Raw genomic sequence first — 21,782 nt, 5'->3', positions numbered from 1 at the left:
CGTCATCGCACGCGGCATCGGCGACGCTGGCAAAAACGGCTAAACACCATCCCTTCGTTGAGCAACGTGAAAAATGCGATCACCCCGTCCTCTGAGGAGTGAATTCCATATGCCTATCGCAGAAAACTGCATGGCGGTTGTCCGGCCAACGCCATATGAGTTGTACTGGGCTCTTTAACCTCTCCGCCAGTCCGAAAATCCCGCCACAATCTGCGCGTAGAACTGTGGCTCCTCATCAAAATCCTTGAGAAGGTGGTTGTACCGCACGGCCTTACTGCGCCAAGCCCGAAAGAGCCGTGGCTCCAAGTCCACCATTAACCACGCCACCAACTGGACCAGGTGGTGCCGCTCCGCCAGCGGCCTGGCTTCAATCGAAACCCGTCCATGCGTCATCGGGATGTCCTCGATGCCCAACTGGGCACATAAATGTTCACGCAGCGTGACTGTCTGATACCTTGATGTCAGAAGGCCGGCCAGATGGTGCATTACGCGCAATACGTCGAGACCAATTGCCGCGACCTTACTTTCATCCGTATCCATCAACGGACTACACAGTTGTTCGAGCCAAGCCGTCGCCTGTGCGTCATACGAGACGACAGGCTCGCATAAGGCATCACAGAGATTGAATTGGCAGACATGGCACGCCGCCAGCGACTCGAATTCAAAGAGACCACCTCGTCCCATGTCCATACGATGGAATGCCACACTGGCACCGCACTGCGGACACCGGTCATGGCGCATGCATTGATGTTTGACGCAGATCGTATTGAACGCCAGACGCCAAGCCTTGCGAAAGTAAGGCTGCGGTCCATCTGCTAAGCATGCGCAACAGTACTGCAAGCCAAATCCTTCACGCTTGCGGTGGTACATCTTGAGCGTTTGGATCCAGGATAAAGCGCCGGATGCACTGAACCTCTGGTACAGCAGGCCCTCATAAACCCGAAGTGTGGTGCCATAGGCTGTTGCAATCGGTGTTCCTGTGCGCAGGCTCAATTCATCCACCAGCCACTGCGGCGCCAGCCGATCCACATCACGGTTCCAAACCTGTAAGCGATTACCAAAAATGAGGTTGCAGAAAGTTTGAACCTTCAAGCCATGACCATGTGCCAGACGCACCAGCCAGGATGAGAGCAGTTCATCGGGCAGGGGTTTGTACCGAATGGGCCACAGCGGTGACGTGAACCCTTTCATTGCCGTCAAAGCCGCTTGTGTTGCTTCCGTTTGGACGGCGGTACCCATCGCAAGGATCGGATCCGTTCCAAGGTAATTTCTTCCGCACTGCTTCGAATGGCATCCACGGCTAGTTCCTTGAACAGGTCGCACATATCACCCAGCGTGCCCTCGCTACGCGAGTGGATTTCTTGCATCTTGGCGGACTCTTTTAGATTCGATGGCGTCCTGAGCGGCGTACGCAGTTCCAGAGTAGCCAGCAATGCCCCGAACTGATTGTCAGACCGCCAGAGAGGTAGCTCCTCCGGCGTGAAACGGCTGGACATCTGCGGATCAGTATTGAAGGCGTTGTAAGCGTCCTCGATGCCCGCAGCCACAATCACGACCTTCGTCTCGTTGCCCAGACTCTTGAGTGCATTTCGGAATTCCTTCTGCCGATTCAGGCTACCTGCAATCAGGTGGTGGATCTCATCGACGATCAACATCTTCACGCCCAGCTGCTTAAACAACAGCTTGATTTGGGAGTTTTTCTCTTGCGCCGCCGCAGTAGGCTTGTACGGAGCCATCAAAGCATCAAGGATGCGCGAGTAAAACGCGGACACATCAGGCGTTGCCGGGGACTCAACCATGACCACCGGGCAGATCGTTGTCTCTCCCTCGGGATCGAGATCGGGTGGATGCAGCTCCAAAAAACGCTCCAAAATGGAGGTCTTGCCGTTAAACGACGGGGCGACCAGCAGCATGCTGGGCATCCGCGTGATGCGCGGATAGGTTAGCAAATCCCCCATTCGCGCCAGGATTTCTTTGGCGCGGGCGTAGCCTAGCCATGTTCCAGCGCGTATGGCTTGGATGCGTAGCTCATCCGGCTCGTTGATGAGCGCCTTGGCTGCCTCATTCAAGTGTGGGTAGTCTTTTGGATCGGCCATCATGCTGATTTTGGCGTAAATTGCTGTATCGAGGTCCAGACTTCCATATTTCGGGATTGGCGCGAAAATTGGCCACCAGAACCCTTGCTCTAAAAATTCATCTACGCGTAAAACTGCGATTCAGGAGGGACGATGACAGCAAGATGCTTTCAGACCGTCGAGGAGATGGCGGACTACCAGGCAGATCGCGAACTGCAAGAGGCGCTGCGCGTGCAGTCAATGTCGCCAGAGGAGCGCTTCCAGTGGCTTACAGAAAATTGGGGGCGGCTGCAAGATAGCGCCTCGGCGCTCTTCCCAGATTTACCTCAACGACCAAAAACGGCAAGGTGTTATGCATCCATGGAAGAGAAGAACAAATTTGATGAGGCGCGCGAACTCGAATTGGCTCTTCAAAGAAGCGCCATGATGAACAAACACCGTGAAAAGCGTTAGCGGCTAACGTAGGTGCGCATTCCGGTCGACTTGACCATCTGTGCCGGGAATTGGTGACCGAGCAATACGCAAGATTCTGGTGATGACCACTGAAACATCGAACCGACCCTGTAGGATGACGTCAATTGCAAGCCTGAGCCGAATTGGTACTATCGGCCAAATCCGGTCATCCGAGCGTGTGCATTAAGGGTTTGATCAAGACAGATCTGAGTCACTCGCGGTTTGCCGCTGGATGACGGCTCTCGTCCGGACCGGTCATCGCCGAGCGGCTGGATCGCTCACAGAGCCCGCACGCTCTTTCGCGAAGTCATCTTGGCTCATCACTCGGAGAAGGAGTTCCAACTGCTTCCTGCAGTTCAAGCCAGCGCCGCTGCCTTGCCGAGGCAATTCTCGGCCGAGATGACAACCACCTGGCCGCACTGGGACTGTCCCTGCGCGTACGCCAGTTCTTAGGTCAGCACTTGCTTAGCTCTCACGCCGCAAGGCGTCGACGGCCGCGCCGGGTCTAGCGCTGCTCAAAGCGGTACCGAACGGAGCCGCTTCGCACGACGCGAAACTGATCGCGCGTCTTGGTGCCGGCCGGGTTGGGCAGGGTCATCACCATCCAGCGGGTCGGATCGAACACGAACGGCACGTACAGGATGCGGTACCTGCGCTTTTGGTCCTCTCTTGCACTCCCGGCGACCTCGAGCTCTCGTGCCGTCAGCTCGAACTCGCCGCCGGCGTCGAGCGCCGACTTGACCTCGTAGAGGTATTCATGGCGCGCGGTCATTACCCGGAAGTCGTAGCCCAAGGAGTCGTCGCCCGCTGGGCCGCTGCAGAACTTTTCGCGGTTCGACGAGACCCAGCACTCGTCCGACATTTCCTTCGGATGGCGCCGGAAAAGCAGCTTCCACACCAACCACTCGCTCGCCATGCCCATGACCGTGCGGGTTGCGTCGGACGGCTGGTTGCGCCAGGTTCCGCCCCCGCCGCCTCCGCTTGATCCAGGCCGCGGTTTGCCTACTTCCTCCTGCTGAAGCAGGCGAGCGACGCGGCTACGGGTGAACCACTCGTCGCTTTGTGCGATGGCCGCGTCCGCGAGGTTCTCGAACTCCAGGATGAATCCGGGGCTTCCGGTGTCCAGCAAGCGTCCGGCGAAGGGGACGTTGCGGCGAGCCACCTCGGACTTCAGGCGGAGTTCGCGAGCCTCCTGCTCCTCGTGTTTCAAGTCCTCCGCCGTCAGGCCAAGGTCACTCAGGGACTCGGTGGTCGGCATGTTTTCCGGCCACCAGCCGGCGCGGCGCAGCAGCGCCGGCAAGGCGCCTGGCGCGATCACCTCAAAGTCCAGCAGGCCCGCCTGGTCCAGCTCGCGCACGAGCTGCTGGGCATCGGCCGCGCCAGCGCCGGTCGGTTGCTGAGTGCCGTTCTTCCTGCACCAGGCGCGCATTAGGTTCGTCAGTTCCGCGTGCCGCGCTGTCACCTGCTTCCGGTTGGCTGCTGCAACGACCTCCAGGACCTCAAGCTCAACGGCGGGGTCGTCGGCCCCGAGCATTGCCTCAACCGCCAGATCCGCGTGGGCGACGACGCGGGCTCGATCGAGCTCCTCCAGCTGCAGCGGCCACTGCGAGTCGAACTGGATGAATTCAAGCGTTCGCAGGATCACGTACTTGTCGAGCGGCGCAGCGGCCCGCCAGGCAGGCAGAAAGACTCGCCTCAGCCGTTCGCGTATCGAGGAGGCCAACTCGGCGAGGTATGCGCTGAACAGGCGGCGAAAGTCCGCCTCATCGTTCATCGGTGGGTAGCCGAGTTCGGCGAGCGTGCTGCCGAAGGCGGCGAAGTCCAGGTTGAGCCGCACGCGGATCGCCTTCTGGTCGTCGGTCTCGGCGACGACTTCGAGCAACTGGTCCACCACCTCCGCCGGGAGCTCGCCCGCAAGCCAGGCGCGGAGCTGCAGGGCGGGGCCGAACTGAGCGTGCCTCTCCCGAAGCCGCTCCACGGCCTCCCAGCCCTTGAGGAAGGCTACCGCCGGCAGGACCGCGTCGACCCGGCGCTGAACGCCGTCCTTGGTCGCAGCGAAGTGTTCACGCACGACGCCGGCGTCTCTGCCGATGGCGTTGGCCAGCATGTCTTCCGCCGGGCCCTCTGGGCCGCCGTCATAACCGTCGCGCTGAAGCCGCCCCAGCGCCCACTCTATGGTGTTGCGGCGGGATCCGAGCAGCTTGGTGATCGCCTGTGACGCCTCGAGCAGCAGGCGAAGGTCGATGGGGCCGGCGGTCTGCACGAGCAGCGTCGGTACGCGGACGTGAGGCACGGCGTGCGCGCGCTCCCTGGCCCGGACCGGTATCTCCTGGCCTGAGATCGTGAGGGCGAAGCTGCCGCACCTCCTAACGCGGATCGCTCGCAGCCGGCGGTCGAGCTCGTCCGCCGGAAGCGTTCGAGTCTCCAGGGGGTCGCCCAGGTGTTCGTGCGCAAGCACCGCCACGTCGCTCAGCCATGACAGATCGCCGGCCACCAGCAGGGGATCGGCGGGCGAGGCCGCGAACGGCAGCCCGTCCACGACGAGCTGCACGTCGCCGGAATCGGCGAGCCTCGGAGAGAAGCAGCCGGTCGCCTTGAGCAGCTCGCAGATAAGCGGGGCGTCGGTTTCGCCGACGTCCAACACCGCTTCCCCGGCGTCAGTCAGGGAACGAGCTGCGAAAGCCTGCGGTTCGGTGGTGACGTAGACGGCCGGCGAGTCCTCTTCGCACCCCGAAAGCAGCTCAAGGACGCCCACCCTGTCCACGACCAGTCGAAGCGACGCGGGAAGCGACGCGCGTTGTGCCGCGACGTCGGACCATGCGCGTCGGAGCTGGTCGCGCAGGTCGCGCCTTTCGGCGGCCGACAACTCCGGCAGCGCCCCGGCCAGGGACGCCAGCCGGCCCGGTGCACTGGCAGCGTCAGACCAGTTGCGAAGGCCAATCTTGGGGTCGAAAAGAATCGGAGGCAGCTCCTCGCGGGCGCCAGGCTCGGACTTGAATCGCGCGACGAACCGCGGAGGATGCTGCTTGGCCACGGTCGTGGACCAGCTGCCGCAGGGCCGGGCGAAGACGATATCGTCAGCGCGCGTGCTCGCGGGCCAGCGGCCGTGTCGCAGGAATATCTGCAGCGGAGTGGGAAGGGTAACGAATGGGTGCCCGCGCCAGTGGTGAACGCTGAACTGGAAGTGCGCGTCGCCGCGGGCCTTCAGGTAGGCGACCAGAAGGTTTGAAAGAAGCCCCCTCGCCGACTCCGGAAGCTGCTCGTGCTCAAGCTGCCCCGGCACCCTCCAAGCCTCGCCGTGCATTTTGTACTGGGTCTGCGGGAAGTACAGAGCGTGCTGGGAGGCGATCCCGGTCCAGTTCGCGTCGAACCCGTGCTTGGAATCTCCATACTGCAGAAGCGCGTTCCAGTATCCGCTTGGTGTGCCGGCGCGCCGCATCGTCGCGGGGATGGGTTCAAGTCCGTCTCCTACTCCCAGGATCCTCAGGAACTGCGTCCAGTCTTCGCGGCGGTCGTCGGCGCGCGCTCTGGGCCAACTGGAGAAGGCGACGAGGAGACGATCGCGCTGGGCCCTGCAGTCCGCGGACGCGGCGGCCGCCTCGTCGAAGTACTGCTCAAGCGTGCGACCGAGAGCGCTCCACGACGAGGACATCAGTGCCTCTCTGGCGGGCATCCAACCGCCCGAGCACGGCACCATCAGGTCGGCTGCGCGCACCGCGGCTTCGACGGCCTGATCCCCGTCGGCGAGCCACACGCGGAAGGCCCACGTCAAGGCCTCGTACCGCTGATTCTCCGTCGCGGACCCCAGCACGCCCTTCAAGGCCTCCAGCGCTTCGACGGGGTCGTAGTGCCGCAAGAGGCCGGCCTTCTCGAACTTCTGGACGACCTCTTCGGGGATTCCAACGCCTTGGTTCAGGAATCGAAACTTGCGCGCGATGGCTGAGGGCGGGTTGGGCGCGCCCTCGCCGCGCCTGCCGTGTGCGCTTGCCCTTCGTGCGAACACCGGAGGGGCGTCGCCCCGCGTGTCCGCGGTCGCGACGAGAAGCTTCTTCTCGTCGCTGAGGAGCACCTTCCTGCCCACCAATTCCGCGAGGCTGATACTGGAAGCGGCGAAGAGCGCGAGCGCGTCCGCGTAGAAGTCTCGCCACGCGGTCGCGCCGGGCTTGGTCTTCTTTGCGAGGTGTTCGGCCGTCGCCTCGACCCACCAGCCCAGCTGCGCTGCGCTCAGGTCGAGCGGCAGGCCGACGGCGGCGGCGAGCGCCCTGACCCGCGCGAGCTGCCCCTCCGAGACGCCGGAGAGGATGTCGGCCTCAGCGATCGATCGCAGACGCGTCGGCGATATCTGCTTGGTCCGGACGTCCGGCCAAGCGTAGAGCATCCGGAACGACGCCCAGTAGGCGCCTTCGCTGGACGCGGCGGGCCAGACGGCAGCGTCGGAGAGCGGTCGCCCGATCGACTGAAACGCGGCGACGATCGTTGCAATGCTCGCCCCCGACCAGGCGGCCATGTCAACGACAGCGCTCGGCGGTACGGCCAAGCCCTCATCGACGATCGCCAAACAAGCCTTAGCCGCGGTGTCGGCCGCGGCCTCGATCAGGAGTTGGTTCAGCGGCAGGTCGGCCTTGATGGTGCGCCGGTCGATGTCCGCGAAGAACGGCGCATCGATGTGGCCGGCCATCGGCGAGACCGCGTGGTCGTCCATCGGAAGAAAGTTGTACAGGCGCGGTGCGACTACCTTGTCCAGGCACACGGCGATCGAAACGACGGCGTCGCCCTTCCAGGCAAGCCAGCGCTTGAGCGGCGGCGCCGCCGGTATGCTCTTTTCGACCGCCGCAAGCACAGCGCCCTTCTGCAGCGTCTGCCTGACGACGAGGAACGCGCTTCCGTCGCTCAGCTTCACGCGTTGCATTCGAATGCTCGAAGACGGATCCCTCAAGAGCGGTTCCACCGCGCGGGAGAGCGTCGCCCTTTCAACCTCGACTCCGGCTCGAACGATCGAGATATCCAGCGACGCGAGACGATCAAGAAAGAGCTGAACTGGCGCCGCTGCGTTGGTCAGCGCGGCCACCTGCCTCTCCGCCAGTTCGACCTCGCGCGAGGAAGCCAATGGCAGGCAAACGACCGTCGCATACCCCAGCGCGGCAAGGCGGCGCACCTCGTCCGACTGTTCGCTAACGGCGACGGGGACGAGGTAGCGCGGAATGTCGGCGGCGACCTTGGCGGCTACCTCAGAAGAAGCGTCAAGCTCGCCCAAGAGCTCTGCGATCTCTTCCGTTGACGCGAACCGGAAGCAGTAGCCGTCGAACGCGGGCGCCGGCATTTGAGCGCCAGCGGAAAAAATGTGAACGTCGTTGGTGAGCGCCTCGACGCTTCTAAAGCCGAGGCCTTTATTTCCGATCCCTTCGCCGATTTCCTTATCGCTCGTTCCGATGTTGCGGATCGCCTCGAAGTTCGAGTGGGAGAAGGGGCGCCCCTTGTTGGCGACGAGCAGTACGCCTGTGTGGTCGCTGGCGACCACCAGGTGGATGGCGACTTCGCCCTTCTGGCCGACGGCGTGCGCGTCGTGGGCGTTTTGAAGGAGCTCGAAAAGGACGCGGTCGCCGTACTGCGTACCGATGATCTCGTTCAGGCTCTTCAGGCTCTCGTACACCTTCAGGCCGCGCCGCTGCCCGTCCAAGGCGTGCTCAAGCTGCGAGCGAGTGACGCTGCCGATGAGCTCCGCGGCCGAGGCGAGCTGCGTCGCAGCCGCAACCATCAACTTCTCGGCGCAGCCGTCGTCCATTTGCGTCACCGTTTCATCCATGCCTGGCCCCCTTGGTTTGAGCTGATTAGACAACACTCTGCGAGACGGAAAGCCAGATTTCGATGCTGCCGATGGGAATTGCAGCACGAGGAGAGCAGGCCGATTGCTTGCCCCTCGCCGGGCGAAACGACCGCTTGCTGCCGCACAACGAAAGTACCCCATTCGAAGGCCACTGGCCGCAATCGCTGCATGGCAGGCGCTCAAACGGGATCCGTTGGCCGGCTGGTTTGGTCCTAAGGGGAAGTTTTTTCTTCTCCGACGCTGACATACGGTGGTCATCGCCAGCATCACTGGTCAGTGACAGCCGGAATGATGGACAGCGATTTCCAGCGCCCTCACGTAGGCAGCATCATTCGTCATCCAATGGTTGTACCTTCTCTGGATCGTAGCCACGCACAGCCGATGGCGGTGCGCTAGAAGTAGGACGAGCGACGTTTGGCATGGCTTGCGCCTTGTCCCCTCGCTGCTTTTCGTGTTCGGTACGGCGTTGCTGTTCACGCCGTGCCGTTTTGGTTTTGGCTGCAGCGTCCGCCTCCAGAACGCGCTGCTCATTGATGATGGCAAAAACGGCCTTTTCGTTTTCTGCGGGGATGCCACGCTCACCTGCTTTTCGATGCCCTTCACGCAGCTCCCAGACGCTCACTGGCGGCAGGCTTGTATCCCGGTAAGGAATGGCGAAATAACGGCCCGCAATCTCGTCAAAGAAATACAGCTGACTGATGTCTCGCGGATCCCGGTGAAACCTGAATTTCCGCTTGTGCTTGGGAAATTCAGGGTGCGGTGTGTTGATCCAGGGCCGCAAGACATCATGGTAATAGTGGACGTCATCGATCACTACGCCGTATCCCTGGACAGTGCGCTCAACGTATGGCGTGAAGTTGATGCGTAGATTTTCCTCGTCCAACCGCCTTGCCGGCAAACCCCGACCGGGCTTGCCCTTGGTTCCGAGCAGTCCTTCCTTCCACTTTTGGATGGGCGGCATACCAATACCGTCATGCTTCTTGATGTGATACCTGGCAAAGAAGAGGATCAACCACTTCTCGATCTCCTCGAAGGTCATACATGCATTGCCTTCGGCGTCGTACTCGCCTTTTTCCTCAGGTCCGGAGAAGGTGGATCCCTTGACGGTCTTGAGACCTTGAGTAACGGTGCCCATCAGGCGTTCGATGTGCGCACCATACCGCGGGGTTTTGACGGGACGCAGATGCACGTCAATGTCGTACTCGCGGCAAGCCGCCTTGAGCATGTCGCCACGAAATTCACGGGCATTGTCCATATGCAGCGCCCCCATGACGCCCCAGAACGGCCACTCCACACTGGTCACGCCATGCCGTCGCACCCAAACTTCCTTGGGAAGGATGGCGTGCGCCATGCACATGCCGGCCGACATGGCAGAAGGCGCTTCCAAGGTCAGGTACATGCCCAAACACACCCGACTATTCACATCGATAGCCAGGGTAATCCAGGCGCGGTTAATCGGCTTGCGGTACTTGTCATCGACGATGATGACGGGTAGCAGGGTGTGATCCATCTGCACGATGGCCAGCGGCCAATCCGCATCGGGAATCACACCTTTGATCGGATCATGTCGGTCGTGCGCAACTGCAACGCCTTCGCGACGACTGATCCGCTCGCGACCTTCTGTTTGGGCCAGCCGCGACCGAATGGTATTGATGGCTGGCAGCGTCAAGCCGGCGTTGGAGCAGCGCCTCCGAATTTCCGACACGGTCTCGGCGATCGACGGCTTTTGAAGCGTGTCGTGAAAACTCTCCAAGGCATCCTTGATGATCGCTTCAACGTCAGGTGAAATCCTACTACCCGCCTTGCCACCTCGCAAGCTGGTTTGAGGTAGTAGGGAGGAAAGCATGCCGGTATTTCTGAAGGCGGCCACCCAGCGATAGATAGTGGCCCGACTCACGCCGGCTGTGGCTGCGATCTGGTCGGCCAGCGCTTGCGCATGCTGGTAGTAGATGCCAAGCAACGGGTCAATCAATCGGCGCCGGGTTTCTGCAATTTCCCACAGTTCGTCCGACACATCCAGCAACTCGGACTCCGCTTTTGGTGCACCTTGAGCCTCACCAATTACTTTGGGTGGGCCGAGATCACCGATCTTGAGCAGAACACGTTCACCAGACTCGACGTCCTTGGCCAAAACAAGATTGATGTCGGCAAGAGCCAGAATGACGTAGTCTCGTCCTTCATTTGAAACCGTGGCCCCTTTGGTGATCCACAGCTGCGTTTTTGCCTGAGCTTTCATTTGTGAACTCCAGCCATCCAGAGGGGGACGTCGTTCGTAAAGGGCTGATCAAGGTCAACGGCGACATGCTTGGTGAGGACCATGGACCAGATGACCGGTAGCCAATACAGTTTTTCATCGTCAGTCGGGGCCAGGATGTCCAGCAACGCGTGCGACGAGGTCTCGCCGGCCGAACGCTCCATGCAACCCAACACCTGCTGGATATCAGCAGCTGACGGGCTAACGTTGCGGTATTCGCGCAGAAACTTTAGATTGGCAAGACGTGGTATTCGGATTTGCGTCTGATCGACGACGGCGAACTCCCACCCCTTGTCTTCGGCAAACTGATGCGCGGCCGCGAATTTTGGCGCATATTTTTCTGCGTGACGCTCTAGATGGTCGGTATGCTTGACCTCCACCAGCAAAGGCTTGCGAACCGCATCAGAGTGGTGACCTGACCGATACCGGACCAGTACGTCGGGGACATACCCCTTGGGCACCCCGGCTACAGGTATCCGGACGGGCTGGACTTCGAATGCCTCGACGGTGTCGTCAAAGTCGAGAAGCAGTAGATAATCTTTTTCAAGCAACGACTCGAAGGCATCCATTTCTTCGTTCTTGCGGCTTGAGTAGCCGCCAGTGACGAACAGGTAATTCTTCGGAATTTTACGAACCGCCATGCAGGAGTCCTTGCCGCAGAGAAATCAAGACGAAGTAGTCTCACTAACTTCTGCATTTTGTCTCAATAACTTCTGAATTAAAAACTCAAAGAATGGCTAATTGTCTCAATCAGAGCGAAATCTTCACAGTGTCGGATCGCCCAGCCGGTGTGCTGGACCAGTTCCCACCCAGCCTTTGAGCGGAGACGGGCTGCGGCTGAACCTGGCCTCGCTGTCCGCGCAGTTCACCAAAGCCAGCTTCGAAACCGGCCTGGCGCTGTACCGCAGCCAGCAGGTGGAAGACTGCAGCATCAGCCGCGTCAACACCCGCGAATGGAGCCTGGCAGGCACGGTGCGTACCGGCGGCAAAACCGCGGCACGCCATGAGGTCACAGCCGAACTCGAAGCCTCGGCCGACGGCGACATCACGTTTTTCAGCGGCCGTTGCAACTGCGGTGTGAGCCGCAACTGCCGGCACAGCGCCGCGCTGGCCGTCAAGGCGGCCTACCAGTCGGCCAACACCGCTGTCCAAGACGACGCCCCCGCCCAGCCATCGCCTCGCCCCATCACCACCAGCGTCGGTGATCTTTTCAGCGTGCTGAGCAACGAACCCTTGGCGTACGTCCAGCCAGTCGCAGTACAAGATACGGCCACGGACATCACATCCAGCCAACGGTTTCCAAGCGGCCCTTCGCTAGACCTTTTTGGTGACCCGGCCCCGGTCATGCCACCACCCGAGCCGGCAGACATACCGACCGGCCCCGCGCCCGTTCCGCACCTGCATATCGAAGCCGTTCCGCCGGAAGGGGTCGAACAGCGCGGCCTGCTTTGCGCCACCCTGCGTTTCAACTACGGCGGCCTGTTTCACTACGCACTCAACGACCACAACCCGGTACGCATCGAAACCACTGTTGCCGGTGAGCAGACCTTGCTCTACCGCGACCTGCCCGCCGAACATGCCGCAGACCGCGCGTTACACAAACTCGGCCTGGCCGGCGATGCACGCGGCCAGTTCTTGCGGACCTTTATCTCCATGGCCCAGCAGCAGCCCTGGCTGCAGTGGCTGGACGACGATTTCGCGCTGTTTCGCGCCGCTGGGTTTGAGGTCAGCGTAGCGCCCGGACTGGCAAGCTGGATCGCGCGGGCCGACACGCTGGACGCACGCATGGAGGACGACGCGGGTGATCTCGCCGATCTCGGTGCTGCGGGCACCGGTGAGGCCCAGTGGTTTCGCCTTTCGCTGGGCATGAACATCAACGGCGAGCGCCGCAACATCCTGCCGCTGCTGCCCGAGTTGCTGGCGCAACTGGGCTTGGCCGCCAGCGGCGCGCCCGACAGCACGGGCCGGCCGCTGGTCACCCTGCAGTTGCCGGCTTACATCTACCTGCGCCAGCACGATGGCAGCTACTGGCGCCTGCCCTGCGAGCCGCTGCGGCCCTGGCTGCAGGCGCTGCTAGATATCCTGGCCGAACGTGGGCAGCACAAGGACGCCAGTAACGCCCTTCACGAAGGCAGCTTGCGCCTGTCGCGGCTGGAGGCCTTTCGCCTGGGCATCGCGCTGCATGAAACCGGCAGCGACAGCCCGGTCTGGCGAGGCGCACAAGACTTGCTCGACGCACTCGGGCCACTGGCCGGCAATGTGCCTCTGCCGGACATCCCCGCGCCCGCCGGACTGAAAGCAGAACTTCGCCCCTACCAATTGCAAGGCCTGCGCTGGCTGCAGTTCCTGCGTGCCCACGGTCTGGGGGGCATCCTGGCCGACGACATGGGCCTGGGCAAAACGCTGCAGACCCTGGCCCATATCCAGTGTGAAAAAGAAGCCGGCCGCCTGGACCGGCCGGCACTGATCCTGGCGCCGCTCAGCCTGATGGGCAACTGGCAGCGCGAGGCGACACGTTTCACGCCGGGCCTGCGCGTGATTGTGGTGCACGGGCAAAAACGCCACCGCGCCGCGGCACGCATGGGCGGCTGCGACATCGTGATTGCGCCCTACTCGCTGCTGCAGCGCGACCGGGCACACTGGCTGCAACAGGCTTGGCACCTCGTGGTGCTGGACGAGGCGCAACACATCAAGAATGCCAGCAGTCAGGCTGCACGTGTTGCGGCCGAACTGAACACGCGGCACCGGCTTTGCCTGTCGGGCACACCGATGGAAAACCACCTGGGCGAGTTGTGGAGCCTGTTCAGCTTTTTGATGCCGGGCTTTCTGGGCAGCGCCGCGCGCTTTCGGGCCTTGTACCGCACGCCGATTGAAAAACAGGCGGACAACGATCGCCTGGCCCAGCTGCGCCGCCGCATCACACCTTTTATGCTGCGGCGTACCAAACACGAGGTCGCGACCGACCTGCCGGACAAGCAGGAAGTGGTGGCCAGTATCGAGCTGGACGACGCCCAGGCTGATCTTTACGAGAGCATTCGCCTGTCGACCGAAAAAACCGTGCGTGATGCGCTGGCCAACAAGGGGCTGGGCTCCTCGCAGTTCGAAATCCTGGAGGCCCTGGTGCGGTTGCGCCAGGTTTGTTGCGACCCGCGCCTCCTGCCAACCTCGTCCACTTCATCGCCTGGCGATGCGCCGGGCTCGGCCAAACTCGACTGGTTGATGGAAACCTTGCCCCGCATGCTGGACGAAGGCCGGCGTGTGCTGCTGTTCTCGCAGTTCACCGGCATGCTGGCCTTGATTGAAGAGGCGCTGGCCGAACGCGGCATGCGCTGGGTCAAACTCACCGGGCAGTCGCAAAACCGCGACGCCATCATTGATCGTTTCACCTCGGGTGAGGTGCCGCTGTTCCTGATCAGCCTCAAGGCCGGCGGCACCGGCCTGAACCTGCCGCAAGCCGACACCGTGATCCACTATGACCCGTGGTGGAATCCGGCTGTGCAGGAACAGGCCACGGCGCGTGCCCACCGCATAGGCCAGACCCAGCCGGTGCTGGTTTACCGGCTGGTGGCACAGGGCACGATTGAGGAACGTATCCTCGCGCTGCAGGAACGCAAAGCCGCGCTCGCCGACGGCCTGTACAGCGATGCGACGGCGCGCGGCGACACCCTGCTCAGCGAAGACGACCTGGCCGCGTTGCTGGAACCGCTGGGCGCCTGAGAAGCAATAAGCCGGCGATGCAAAGCGTTGCGGACGTGATGCCCTTGCCGTGTGCGGCCCAAAGACCGGATAATTTCAAACTGCAAGGTTCCGTCAACCCGATTCACCGGACACCCCATGACACAGTCACCAGCCACCCTGTCGCTGCGCCACTACGGCGCGTCACACGGCAACCACACGCATGAACACTTTCAGGTCTTGCTGGGTCTGGGCGGTGTGCTGGAGCTTGAAGTGCAGGGTCGCGGTCAGCGCCTTGCGGCCGGCCAGGGCTGCGTGATCGCGCCGGGTGAGCGGCACGACTTTGCCTCCCGCCAAGGCAGCCGCTGCCTGGTGCTGGACACCACACAAGCCGACTGGGCGCATTGCGCGCCCGGCCCGGCAAGCAGCGCCACCGTTCTGACACTGGCGCGGTATCTTGAACAAGCCCTGCAGCAGCCAGGCAGCCTGGCGCAACACTGCGGGCCGGCCTTGCTGCTGGAGGCATGGCAGCCGACCTCCCAAGCCAAGGCGGCACCCGTTTCACCGTATGCCCGCACCCCACGTCCCATTGACTGGGCACAACTCGCCACCTGGACACAGCAGCGTCTGCATGAGCCGCTCAGCGTGGCGCAACTGGCGGCGCAGGTGTTCTTGAGCCCGACGCAGTTTGCCATGCGTTGCCGGCGCGAAACCGGCCTCAGCGTGATGCAATGGTTGCGCCAACAACGCCTGACACGCGCGCAGACACTGCGGGCCCAAGGCATGAAGCTGGCGGTGGTAGCCTTGCAATGCGGCTACCAGTCGCCCTCGGCGCTGACAGCCGCCATGCGACGGCAGTGGCTGGCCTGAAACCGGTCAGGTCGCCTGGACGCTTTCAACGGAAAGCGCGCCGTGCGGCTCGGAGTGTGTGATCGCAGAAACATCCAGCATATACATCTGCCGCGCTGACGCGTGCACAGAATCAATACACACCTGACGCCCGTCGCGGCTCCAGCGTGGATGCAGGTCGCAGCGATTTTCCTTGCTCAAACCCGGGTCGGCATAAAAGCTGCCCAGGTCATGGCGTGTGCCATGTTTCATGTCGAACAGAAACAGGATACGTTCGTGGGTCTGTACATCCGGGTAGGTATCGCTGAGCAGCCAGCGTTTGTTGATGGGTGAAAACGTCATGTGCCCGTTTTCAAGCAACACGTTTTTGCCCACCACCTGGACCTGGCCCTCAGCGCTGTCGTGGTACAGGTGGTAGTGAATGCTGCCCGCATGCGGCCCCCAGACAATGATGTGTTCATCGTCCTGCCACAAAGGATGGGAGATCTGGTACTCCGACTTTTCGTAGTCAAACGTGCCGACGGCCTTCGGATCAAAATTGTCAGCCAGCTGCGGCAGGGGATGGTCTGAACACTCCAGCAGACGCAAATCGCTACCATCAGGATTGACGGTGATGAGGCGGTGCAAAAAGCAGGTTTCATCCTTGACACGTTCGGTCCAGCGATGCAGCAACAACACCCGTGACGACGAGGGATTGATCTCGATGTGGCTGACCCAATGGATGGCCTTGTCCATGGACGGGCGCGGATGGAACTCACGCAAGTCCTGGTAACTCAGGATCAGGCGCGCTTCGCCGGTGGCCAGGTCCATGTGATGAATGCCGTCCTCGGCGGGCGCCAGTGGCAAACTGAACGGCCCACCGTGTTCGCTGTAGCCAATGGTCTGGTGCGTGATGTACAGGCGGCGGTAGTCCACACACAAGGCATAACGGCTGTCAGGCGCCACCACATAAACCGGCAGCGGCAGCCTGGTTTTTTCGCCGCTTGCCAGATCGCAGATGCTGGAGCCAAAGCCCGGGTAAAACGCATCCGCGTTGTCACTCCGGGTGTTGTAAATCACCTGTGGCGTCTGCCGGCCGTCCAGCCATTGCAACTGACTGCCCATTTGCCAGTTCCAGGCAGTTGTCGTGTCCAGGCTGTGGAATGTGTCGCCATCCTGCAAATCAAAATAACCCACCTCGGCCGCCAGCTCGGGCGTCAACACGGCGTCCATCACGGGGACTTGTTGCGCCAGCACATAACGACCACTGCGATCCCAGGTGCTCTTGTTGTAATAACCAAAAAAATGATGCTGCTTGCCCGAGCCCAAAAGGCGGCAAGGGCTGAAAACACTGGGCGAAGGGGTGGCGAAATGTGTCATGAGATGAAGAGGCGATGGCTGTACGGGTTTATTCGGCGCTGAGCTTGCCTTGCTGAATGACTTTTTCCCAGCGCGCTTTTTCGGCGGCAATGAACTTGTTCGCCGCCGGACGCGTGTTCGCCACGGGTGTCATGCCCAGGTCCAGCAGGCCTTTCTGAAACTCGGGTGTGGCCACCACCTTGCGGATGTCGGCATTGAGTTTGTCCGCCAGCGCGTCCGGCACATTCGCCCCCACCGCAACCGTGGTCCAGGACGTGGCCTGAAACGCCGGAATACCGGCTTCGATCGCGGTCGGCACCTCGGGCAGCGCCGCCGAGCGGGTCTTGCCGGTGACGGCCAGCGCCTTGAGTTTGCCGGCACGAATTTGCGACAGCGTGGTCGGTGGATTTTCAAACATCAGCTGGATCTGGCCACCCATCAGGTCGTTCAGCGCGGCCGAGCTGCCTTTGTAAGGCACATGGGTGATCGGTGCATCGGCGGTGAGTTTGAACAACTCGCCAATCATGTGTACCGAGGAGCCCACACCGGCGGAACCGAAATTGATGGTGTTCGGGTTTTTGCGCGCTTCTGCCACCAGTTGTTTCAGGTCGGCCGCAGCCAGCTTGGGTGTGGCCACCACCACATGCGGCATTTCGGCCAGCACGGTCACCACCTTCAGGTCGGTGCCGGGGTTGTAAGCCAGCTTGGGATAAATGCTGTAGGTGGCATGCAGGCCGATGGAGCCCAGCATCAGGGTGTAACCATCGGCCGGTGCGTCGACGACGGCCTTGCCGCCAATGTGGCCGCCGGCGCCAGGACGGTTTTCAACCACCACGGTTTGTTTGTAAAACTTGCCCAGTTGGTCCGCCAGCATACGCGCTTGCACGTCCGAGCTGCCGCCGGCCGTGAAAGGAACAATGATGCGAATCATCTTCTGCGGGTAGTCCTGCTGCGCCAGGGCTGGCGACAGGCTGGCCACGCCCAGGAGCGCTGCAAGCGCGGCAAATTGAATGCTGTTCAAGGGCAGGTAGCGCTTCATCATGGTGACCTCTGGGGAAGAAACAAGCGGGTGACAGGGAAATGAAAGTGCAGTTTAGGGGGATGACGTCATTCTGAAAAATTCTTTTATAGTGCACAGCTATACCAAAAAGATATACATGGCCATTCTTCCCATCTCCCCGCCAAATCCACCATGTCCCGCCTGCTGAACTTCCGCCAGATTGAAGCCTTTCGCGCCGTCATGCTGAGCGGCACCACCACGGCCGCGGCCGCCATGCTGCACACCACGCAGCCGTCCATCAGCCGCCTGCTGGCCCAGGTGCAAAGCGCCACACAACTCAAGCTGTTTGACATTCAAAAAGGTCGGCTGCGGCCCACGCAGGAAGCGCGGCAACTGTTTGACACCGTGCAACGCCACTTCCTGGGGCTGGAACGTATCGAGCAGGACGTGGCCGTGATGCGCAAGTCGGGCACCGGCACCTTGCGCATAGGTTGCACCCCGGCGCTGGGCTTGAGCGTGATGCCGAAAATTGTGCCGGCGTTTTCCGCGCTTTACCCCGACGTCCACATCAATCTGCAAACCATCAGCGCCCACCACCTGCGCGAGGGGCTGGTCCATGGGCTTTACGACCTGGTGCTCACCACCACACCGATCCACCACCCGGAGTTTTCCGGCAGCACGCTGCACCGCGCCAGCGCCGTGTGTGTCATGCATCCCGGCCACGCCCTGGCCGGACGCGCAGCCATCCATGTGCGCGACTTGCAGGACCAGACCTTGCTGACCCTGAACGCCGATGATGAAATCCACCTGCAGTTCCAGCGCTCCATGGAGCAACATGGCGTAGAGGCCAGCGCCACCGTGGAGACCAGTTACTCCGTGACGATCTGCACCCTGGCCGCCGAGGGCGCGGGCATAGGCATCGTCAACCCTTACGTCGCCTCGGTGTTTACCCACGCCTTGCGTATCCTGCCGCTCAAACCCCGCCTGCCGGTGGAAGTCTGCATGGCGTTTTCCAGCCAGTCCGCGCCGTCGGCCATGACCGAGCAGTTCGCGGCGCTGCTGAAAACTTATTTCCAGACCCTGGCACGCCAGCCGGTGAAAAAATCACCGCCTTGACGCGGGCGCAACACCACCAGACCGTTGTTGCGCGACAGCACACCATGGTCACGCGACGATGCGGCACACCCAAAGCTCTATGCTTGGCGTCATGCAAGCCAATTTATATGCGCTGGGCGCCATCGCCTTGTGGGCCTCCCTCGCTTCACTCGGGGTGTCGCTCCAACATGTCCCGCCGTTTCTGCTGACGGGCATCGCCCTGGTGCTCGGCAGCCTGCTGGCCTGGCCGCATGTACTCCAAGACCCCCGGCAATGGCGAATGGCGGGCAGCACTCTGTGCCTGGGCGTTTTCACCCTGTTTGGCTTTCACTTTCTGCTGTTTATCGGCCTGCGTATCGCGCCCGCGGTCGAGGTCAACCTGGTCAACTACCTCTGGCCCTTGTTCATCGTGGTGCTGGCGCCGCTGTACCTGCCCGGCGTCAAGCTGCGCACGGTGCATGTGCTCGCCGCCTTGCTGGGTTTTACCGGTGCGGCAATGGCCATTCTGGGTGGCCGCGACAGCCTTGCGCAAACCGGCACCGGCCCGGCCTGGGGTGCAGGCTGGGGTTACCTGCTGGCCCTGGGTTCTGCGGCGATCTGGGCCAATTATTCGCTGCAGACCAAACGCATGGCGCTGGCCGGCCGCAGTTTTCCCGGCGCGGCGATTGGCTTGTTCGGCCTGGTGTCCGGCCTCTTGTCATTGTTGTGCCACTGGGCGCTGGAGCCGGCGGTCAGCCTGAGCGGGCGCGACTGGCTGCTGCTGGCGCTGATGGGGCTGGGGCCGCTGGGCGCGGCGTTTTTTCTCTGGGACAAGGCACTCAAACTGGGGGATGCACGGCAGATCGGCATCCTGAGCTACCTCACACCGCTGGGCTCTACCGTGCTGCTGATGCTGGTCAGCGGCCGCGCCTGGACCTGGAGCATCGCTGTCGCAGCCTTCATGATCGTGAGCGCTGCGGTATTGGGAACGCGCGCGGACTAAATCAGCGCCAGGCGTTGCTTGCCCACCGGTATCCGGGCGTTCTCAAGCGAAAGCCCCCGGTTGACCCTTGACGAATCTGGTGATGCCGCTGGTCATGTCAAAACGCAAATCACCGGACAACAATTGAATTTCTGTCTGATGCCTCATCGCTCCAGACATGTATACCCGCCTTGTGGCGTATCGACATATTCCCCATCGTTCCCAAAAGATATGCCTCCGAAACAGGCTGCCCATCTGTATTGCCCGCCGCTTTTTTGACGGATGGTCTCCGTCGCACCCGAATCAAGATTATTTGAATGGGTAAAAAACTGTCCCTTGGAGCCGCTGCCACATGTCCTCTTTGAATACATGAGATCGCCACAATAAAGAATGAAAATCTTCGCGCCGCAGTTGTTGGTCAATACGCCGTTATGGTCAGACACACAGCCTGCGGCGTCTTTCCCGGGATTCCTCTTGGTGGAACCTGCTTGGGTGCCGGTCGTACCACCACCCGCAGAACCAGCCCTGCCGCCTGACCCGCCAGCGACGTTCGTCGAAGCATTGGCATCATGATTCGCAACGGGCGGCGCGACGCAACGATTGCCGTCAAGCATGTTCGGTGACGGGCAAACGATGGTTGGCGCTACACATTGGCCTTTGCTTTTGACCTGGCCCGGCGGACATTTCGGCTCTATGCATGCAATGCTCCCGTTGCGCAACTGGGCGGGCTGGTTGCAATAGAGATCCGGGTCCGCAAACGCCGGGTTTGCGCCGCTAGCCGCAGCCCCTTGGCCCACACGTTGTGCAGCAGCAGGATTGGCCTCGCCATTGCGGTTGCGAAGATCGTCCAGCCCTGGCGTATGCTGCTCGTTCTTGATGCAAATGGAAGTAGGCGGGATGGCGACGTAAGTGCCGTTGGCATGCCGTGCGGGTGACGAGCCCGGCGGGCATGTCGGCTGCGATGGTGACATGGTGACAACCGGCGTTTGATAACCTGCAAAGGCCTTCCCGGCCTGCTTGTTGGCATCGGTCGAAGCCTGTCCGGATGGCAAGGCCTGCGGCATCAGGCGGTTCGTCGCCAACGGCGTGCTGTCATTGGCGGTATCGCGCGGGGGCGTCCCGGACGGACGATAGGCATTGTCACCATACCCGACCTGGGGCCGGCCGGTCGTCGGTGGCGGTGTGTAGAGCTGGGGCCGTGCCGCCAGTCCGCCACCGGCCTGAATGCCGGCGCGGTTCGGATCCGCTATGGAGCCAGCCACGCCTGGAGGCAAGCCAGCGCGGGCAAGTGAATTCTGCTGCTGCTGCTGTTGCTGCTGTTGCTGCTGCTGTTGCTGCTGTTGTTGTTGTTGCTGTTGTTGTTGCTGTGCTTGCTGCACCTGCTGTGGTTGTTGTGCTTGCTGAGGTTGTTGTTGTGGTTGTGATCTCCCCAGACTCTGCTGCTGCAACTGTTGACGCTGCATGGCCAATTGCCGTTCTTTTTCAGCATCACGCTCTTGGGCAGCTCGGAGCTTTTCAGCCTGGCGTTCTTTTTCTGCTTCACGTGCTTGTGTCACACGCTGCTGTTGTTGACGTTCTTTTTCGGCCTCACGTTCCTGTACCGCGCGCTGTTTTTCTGCCAGCCGTTCTTTTTCGGCTTCCCGCGCTTGTATCACGCGCTGCTGTTGACGATCTTTCTCTGCTTCACGCTCCTGCACCACACGCTGCTGCTGTTGCAGACGCTGCCTTTCTGCTTCGTGCTGTTGTTCAGCGCGCTGACGCTGCGCTTCTGCCAGCTTGTCAACACGCTCGCGCGCCTGCTCGGCCTGGCGCGCTCTCTCCGCATCACGCTGTTGCTCGGCACGATGTTGTTGGCTCTGCTTTTCTGCTTCACGCTGCTGCTCGGCACGCTGGCGCTGCGCATCCGCCTGCTTGTCGGCGCGTTCACGCAATTGCTCGGCTTGACGCGCCCTCTCTGCATCACGCTGCTGCTCGGCACGCTGACGTTGCATCTCGGCCTGGCGTTCCTTCTCGGCCTCACGCTGCCTCTCGGCGCGCTCGCGTTGCAGCTCGGCCTGGCGCTCCCTCTCGGCCTCACGCTGCTGTTCCGCTCGCTGCTGCATCTGCTGCATCTGTTGCTGCTGCATCTGTTGTTGCCGCGCATTGCTGGAGTTTCCATACTGGGCAAAAACCAGTGTGGAAAACAGGCAGCCGGCCACAACGGAAGCAAGGCGTGAAACGGACATTTTCTGATCCTGCATGGTGTTGACTAGGGTTAA

14 protein-coding genes are annotated in these 21,782 nt (G+C 61.6%); 6 read left to right on the top strand and 8 right to left on the bottom strand.

Annotation, left to right across the window (positions count from 1 at the left end):
- Positions 1-174: 174 nt before the first annotated feature.
- Together ACHMXK_RS01865 and ACHMXK_RS01860 are read right to left on the bottom strand one after the other, a co-directional pair.
- On the bottom strand, positions 175-1,239 hold the full coding sequence (locus ACHMXK_RS01865) for a TniQ family protein (RefSeq protein WP_397437202.1): 1,065 nt from the start codon (positions 1,237-1,239) through the stop codon (positions 175-177).
- Positions 1,197-2,099, bottom strand: coding sequence for a TniB family NTP-binding protein (locus ACHMXK_RS01860; protein ID WP_397437200.1), 903 nt, complete (start codon positions 2,097-2,099; stop codon positions 1,197-1,199). The genes ACHMXK_RS01865 and ACHMXK_RS01860 overlap by 43 nt, the downstream gene beginning before the upstream one ends.
- A 129-nt stretch (positions 2,100-2,228) precedes the next feature.
- On the opposite strand from ACHMXK_RS01860, the gene ACHMXK_RS01855 reads away from it, so the two are divergent.
- Positions 2,229-2,528, top strand: coding sequence for a hypothetical protein (locus ACHMXK_RS01855; protein WP_397437198.1), 300 nt, complete (start codon positions 2,229-2,231; stop codon positions 2,526-2,528).
- A 505-nt stretch (positions 2,529-3,033) separates the two neighbouring features.
- Here ACHMXK_RS01855 and ACHMXK_RS01850 read toward each other — a convergent pair.
- The 3 genes from ACHMXK_RS01850 to ACHMXK_RS01840 all read right to left on the bottom strand — a co-directional run bounded on the left by ACHMXK_RS01850 (position 3,034) and on the right by ACHMXK_RS01840 (position 11,247).
- On the bottom strand, positions 3,034-8,331 hold the full coding sequence (locus tag ACHMXK_RS01850) for a sacsin N-terminal ATP-binding-like domain-containing protein (RefSeq protein WP_397437196.1): 5,298 nt from the start codon (positions 8,329-8,331) through the stop codon (positions 3,034-3,036).
- Positions 8,332-8,680: 349 nt separating this feature from the next.
- On the bottom strand, positions 8,681-10,588 hold the full coding sequence (locus ACHMXK_RS01845; protein WP_397437194.1) for a Mu transposase C-terminal domain-containing protein: 1,908 nt from the start codon (positions 10,586-10,588) through the stop codon (positions 8,681-8,683).
- Positions 10,585-11,247 (bottom strand): TnsA endonuclease N-terminal domain-containing protein, encoded by a 663-nt coding sequence (locus ACHMXK_RS01840; protein ID WP_397437192.1) that lies wholly within the window; start codon positions 11,245-11,247, stop codon positions 10,585-10,587. Before ACHMXK_RS01840 ends, ACHMXK_RS01845 begins: the two co-directional genes overlap by 4 nt.
- Positions 11,248-11,422: 175 nt before the next feature.
- On the opposite strand from ACHMXK_RS01840, the gene ACHMXK_RS01835 reads away from it, so the two are divergent.
- Positions 11,423-14,323, top strand: a complete 2,901-nt coding sequence (locus tag ACHMXK_RS01835; protein WP_397437190.1) for a DEAD/DEAH box helicase — start codon at positions 11,423-11,425, stop codon at positions 14,321-14,323.
- Positions 14,324-14,440: 117 nt separating this feature from the next.
- The gene (locus tag ACHMXK_RS01830; protein ID WP_397437188.1) at positions 14,441-15,151 is read left to right on the top strand and encodes a helix-turn-helix domain-containing protein; all 711 of its coding nucleotides are present in this window, start codon (positions 14,441-14,443) and stop codon (positions 15,149-15,151) included.
- 6 nt (positions 15,152-15,157) lie between these two features.
- On the opposite strand, the gene ACHMXK_RS01825 is transcribed toward ACHMXK_RS01830, so the two are convergent.
- Positions 15,158-16,489 (bottom strand): hypothetical protein, encoded by a 1,332-nt coding sequence (locus tag ACHMXK_RS01825; protein ID WP_397437186.1) that lies wholly within the window; start codon positions 16,487-16,489, stop codon positions 15,158-15,160.
- A 28-nt stretch (positions 16,490-16,517) separates the two neighbouring features.
- Entirely contained in the window at positions 16,518-17,507 is a 990-nt protein-coding gene (locus ACHMXK_RS01820) for a Bug family tripartite tricarboxylate transporter substrate binding protein (protein ID WP_397442417.1), read from the bottom strand.
- 153 nt (positions 17,508-17,660) lie between these two features.
- On the opposite strand from ACHMXK_RS01820, the gene ACHMXK_RS01815 reads away from it, so the two are divergent.
- Both ACHMXK_RS01815 and ACHMXK_RS01810 read left to right on the top strand, forming a co-directional pair.
- Complete coding sequence (locus ACHMXK_RS01815) at positions 17,661-18,584, top strand: LysR substrate-binding domain-containing protein (RefSeq protein WP_397437184.1); 924 nt, start codon at positions 17,661-17,663, stop codon at positions 18,582-18,584.
- 91 nt (positions 18,585-18,675) lie between these two features.
- Positions 18,676-19,545, top strand: coding sequence for a DMT family transporter (locus ACHMXK_RS01810; RefSeq protein WP_397437182.1), 870 nt, complete (start codon positions 18,676-18,678; stop codon positions 19,543-19,545).
- Between the two features lie 143 nt (positions 19,546-19,688).
- Here ACHMXK_RS01810 and ACHMXK_RS01805 read toward each other — a convergent pair whose 3' ends face one another.
- Positions 19,689-20,987, bottom strand: coding sequence for a hypothetical protein (locus tag ACHMXK_RS01805; protein WP_397437180.1), 1,299 nt, complete (start codon positions 20,985-20,987; stop codon positions 19,689-19,691).
- Here ACHMXK_RS01805 and ACHMXK_RS01800 point away from each other — a divergent pair.
- On the top strand, positions 20,976-21,740 hold the full coding sequence (locus tag ACHMXK_RS01800; protein ID WP_397437178.1) for a hypothetical protein: 765 nt from the start codon (positions 20,976-20,978) through the stop codon (positions 21,738-21,740). The genes ACHMXK_RS01805 and ACHMXK_RS01800 overlap by 12 nt on opposite strands.
- The last annotated feature ends 42 nt before the right edge of the window (positions 21,741-21,782 follow it).

This window comes from Polaromonas sp. UC242_47 (genome assembly GCF_044452385.1).
Taxonomy (GTDB): domain Bacteria; phylum Pseudomonadota; class Gammaproteobacteria; order Burkholderiales; family Burkholderiaceae_C; genus Polaromonas.
The sequence above is the reverse complement of the archived record's forward strand: the minus strand, read 5'-3'. Positions and strand labels throughout refer to the sequence as shown.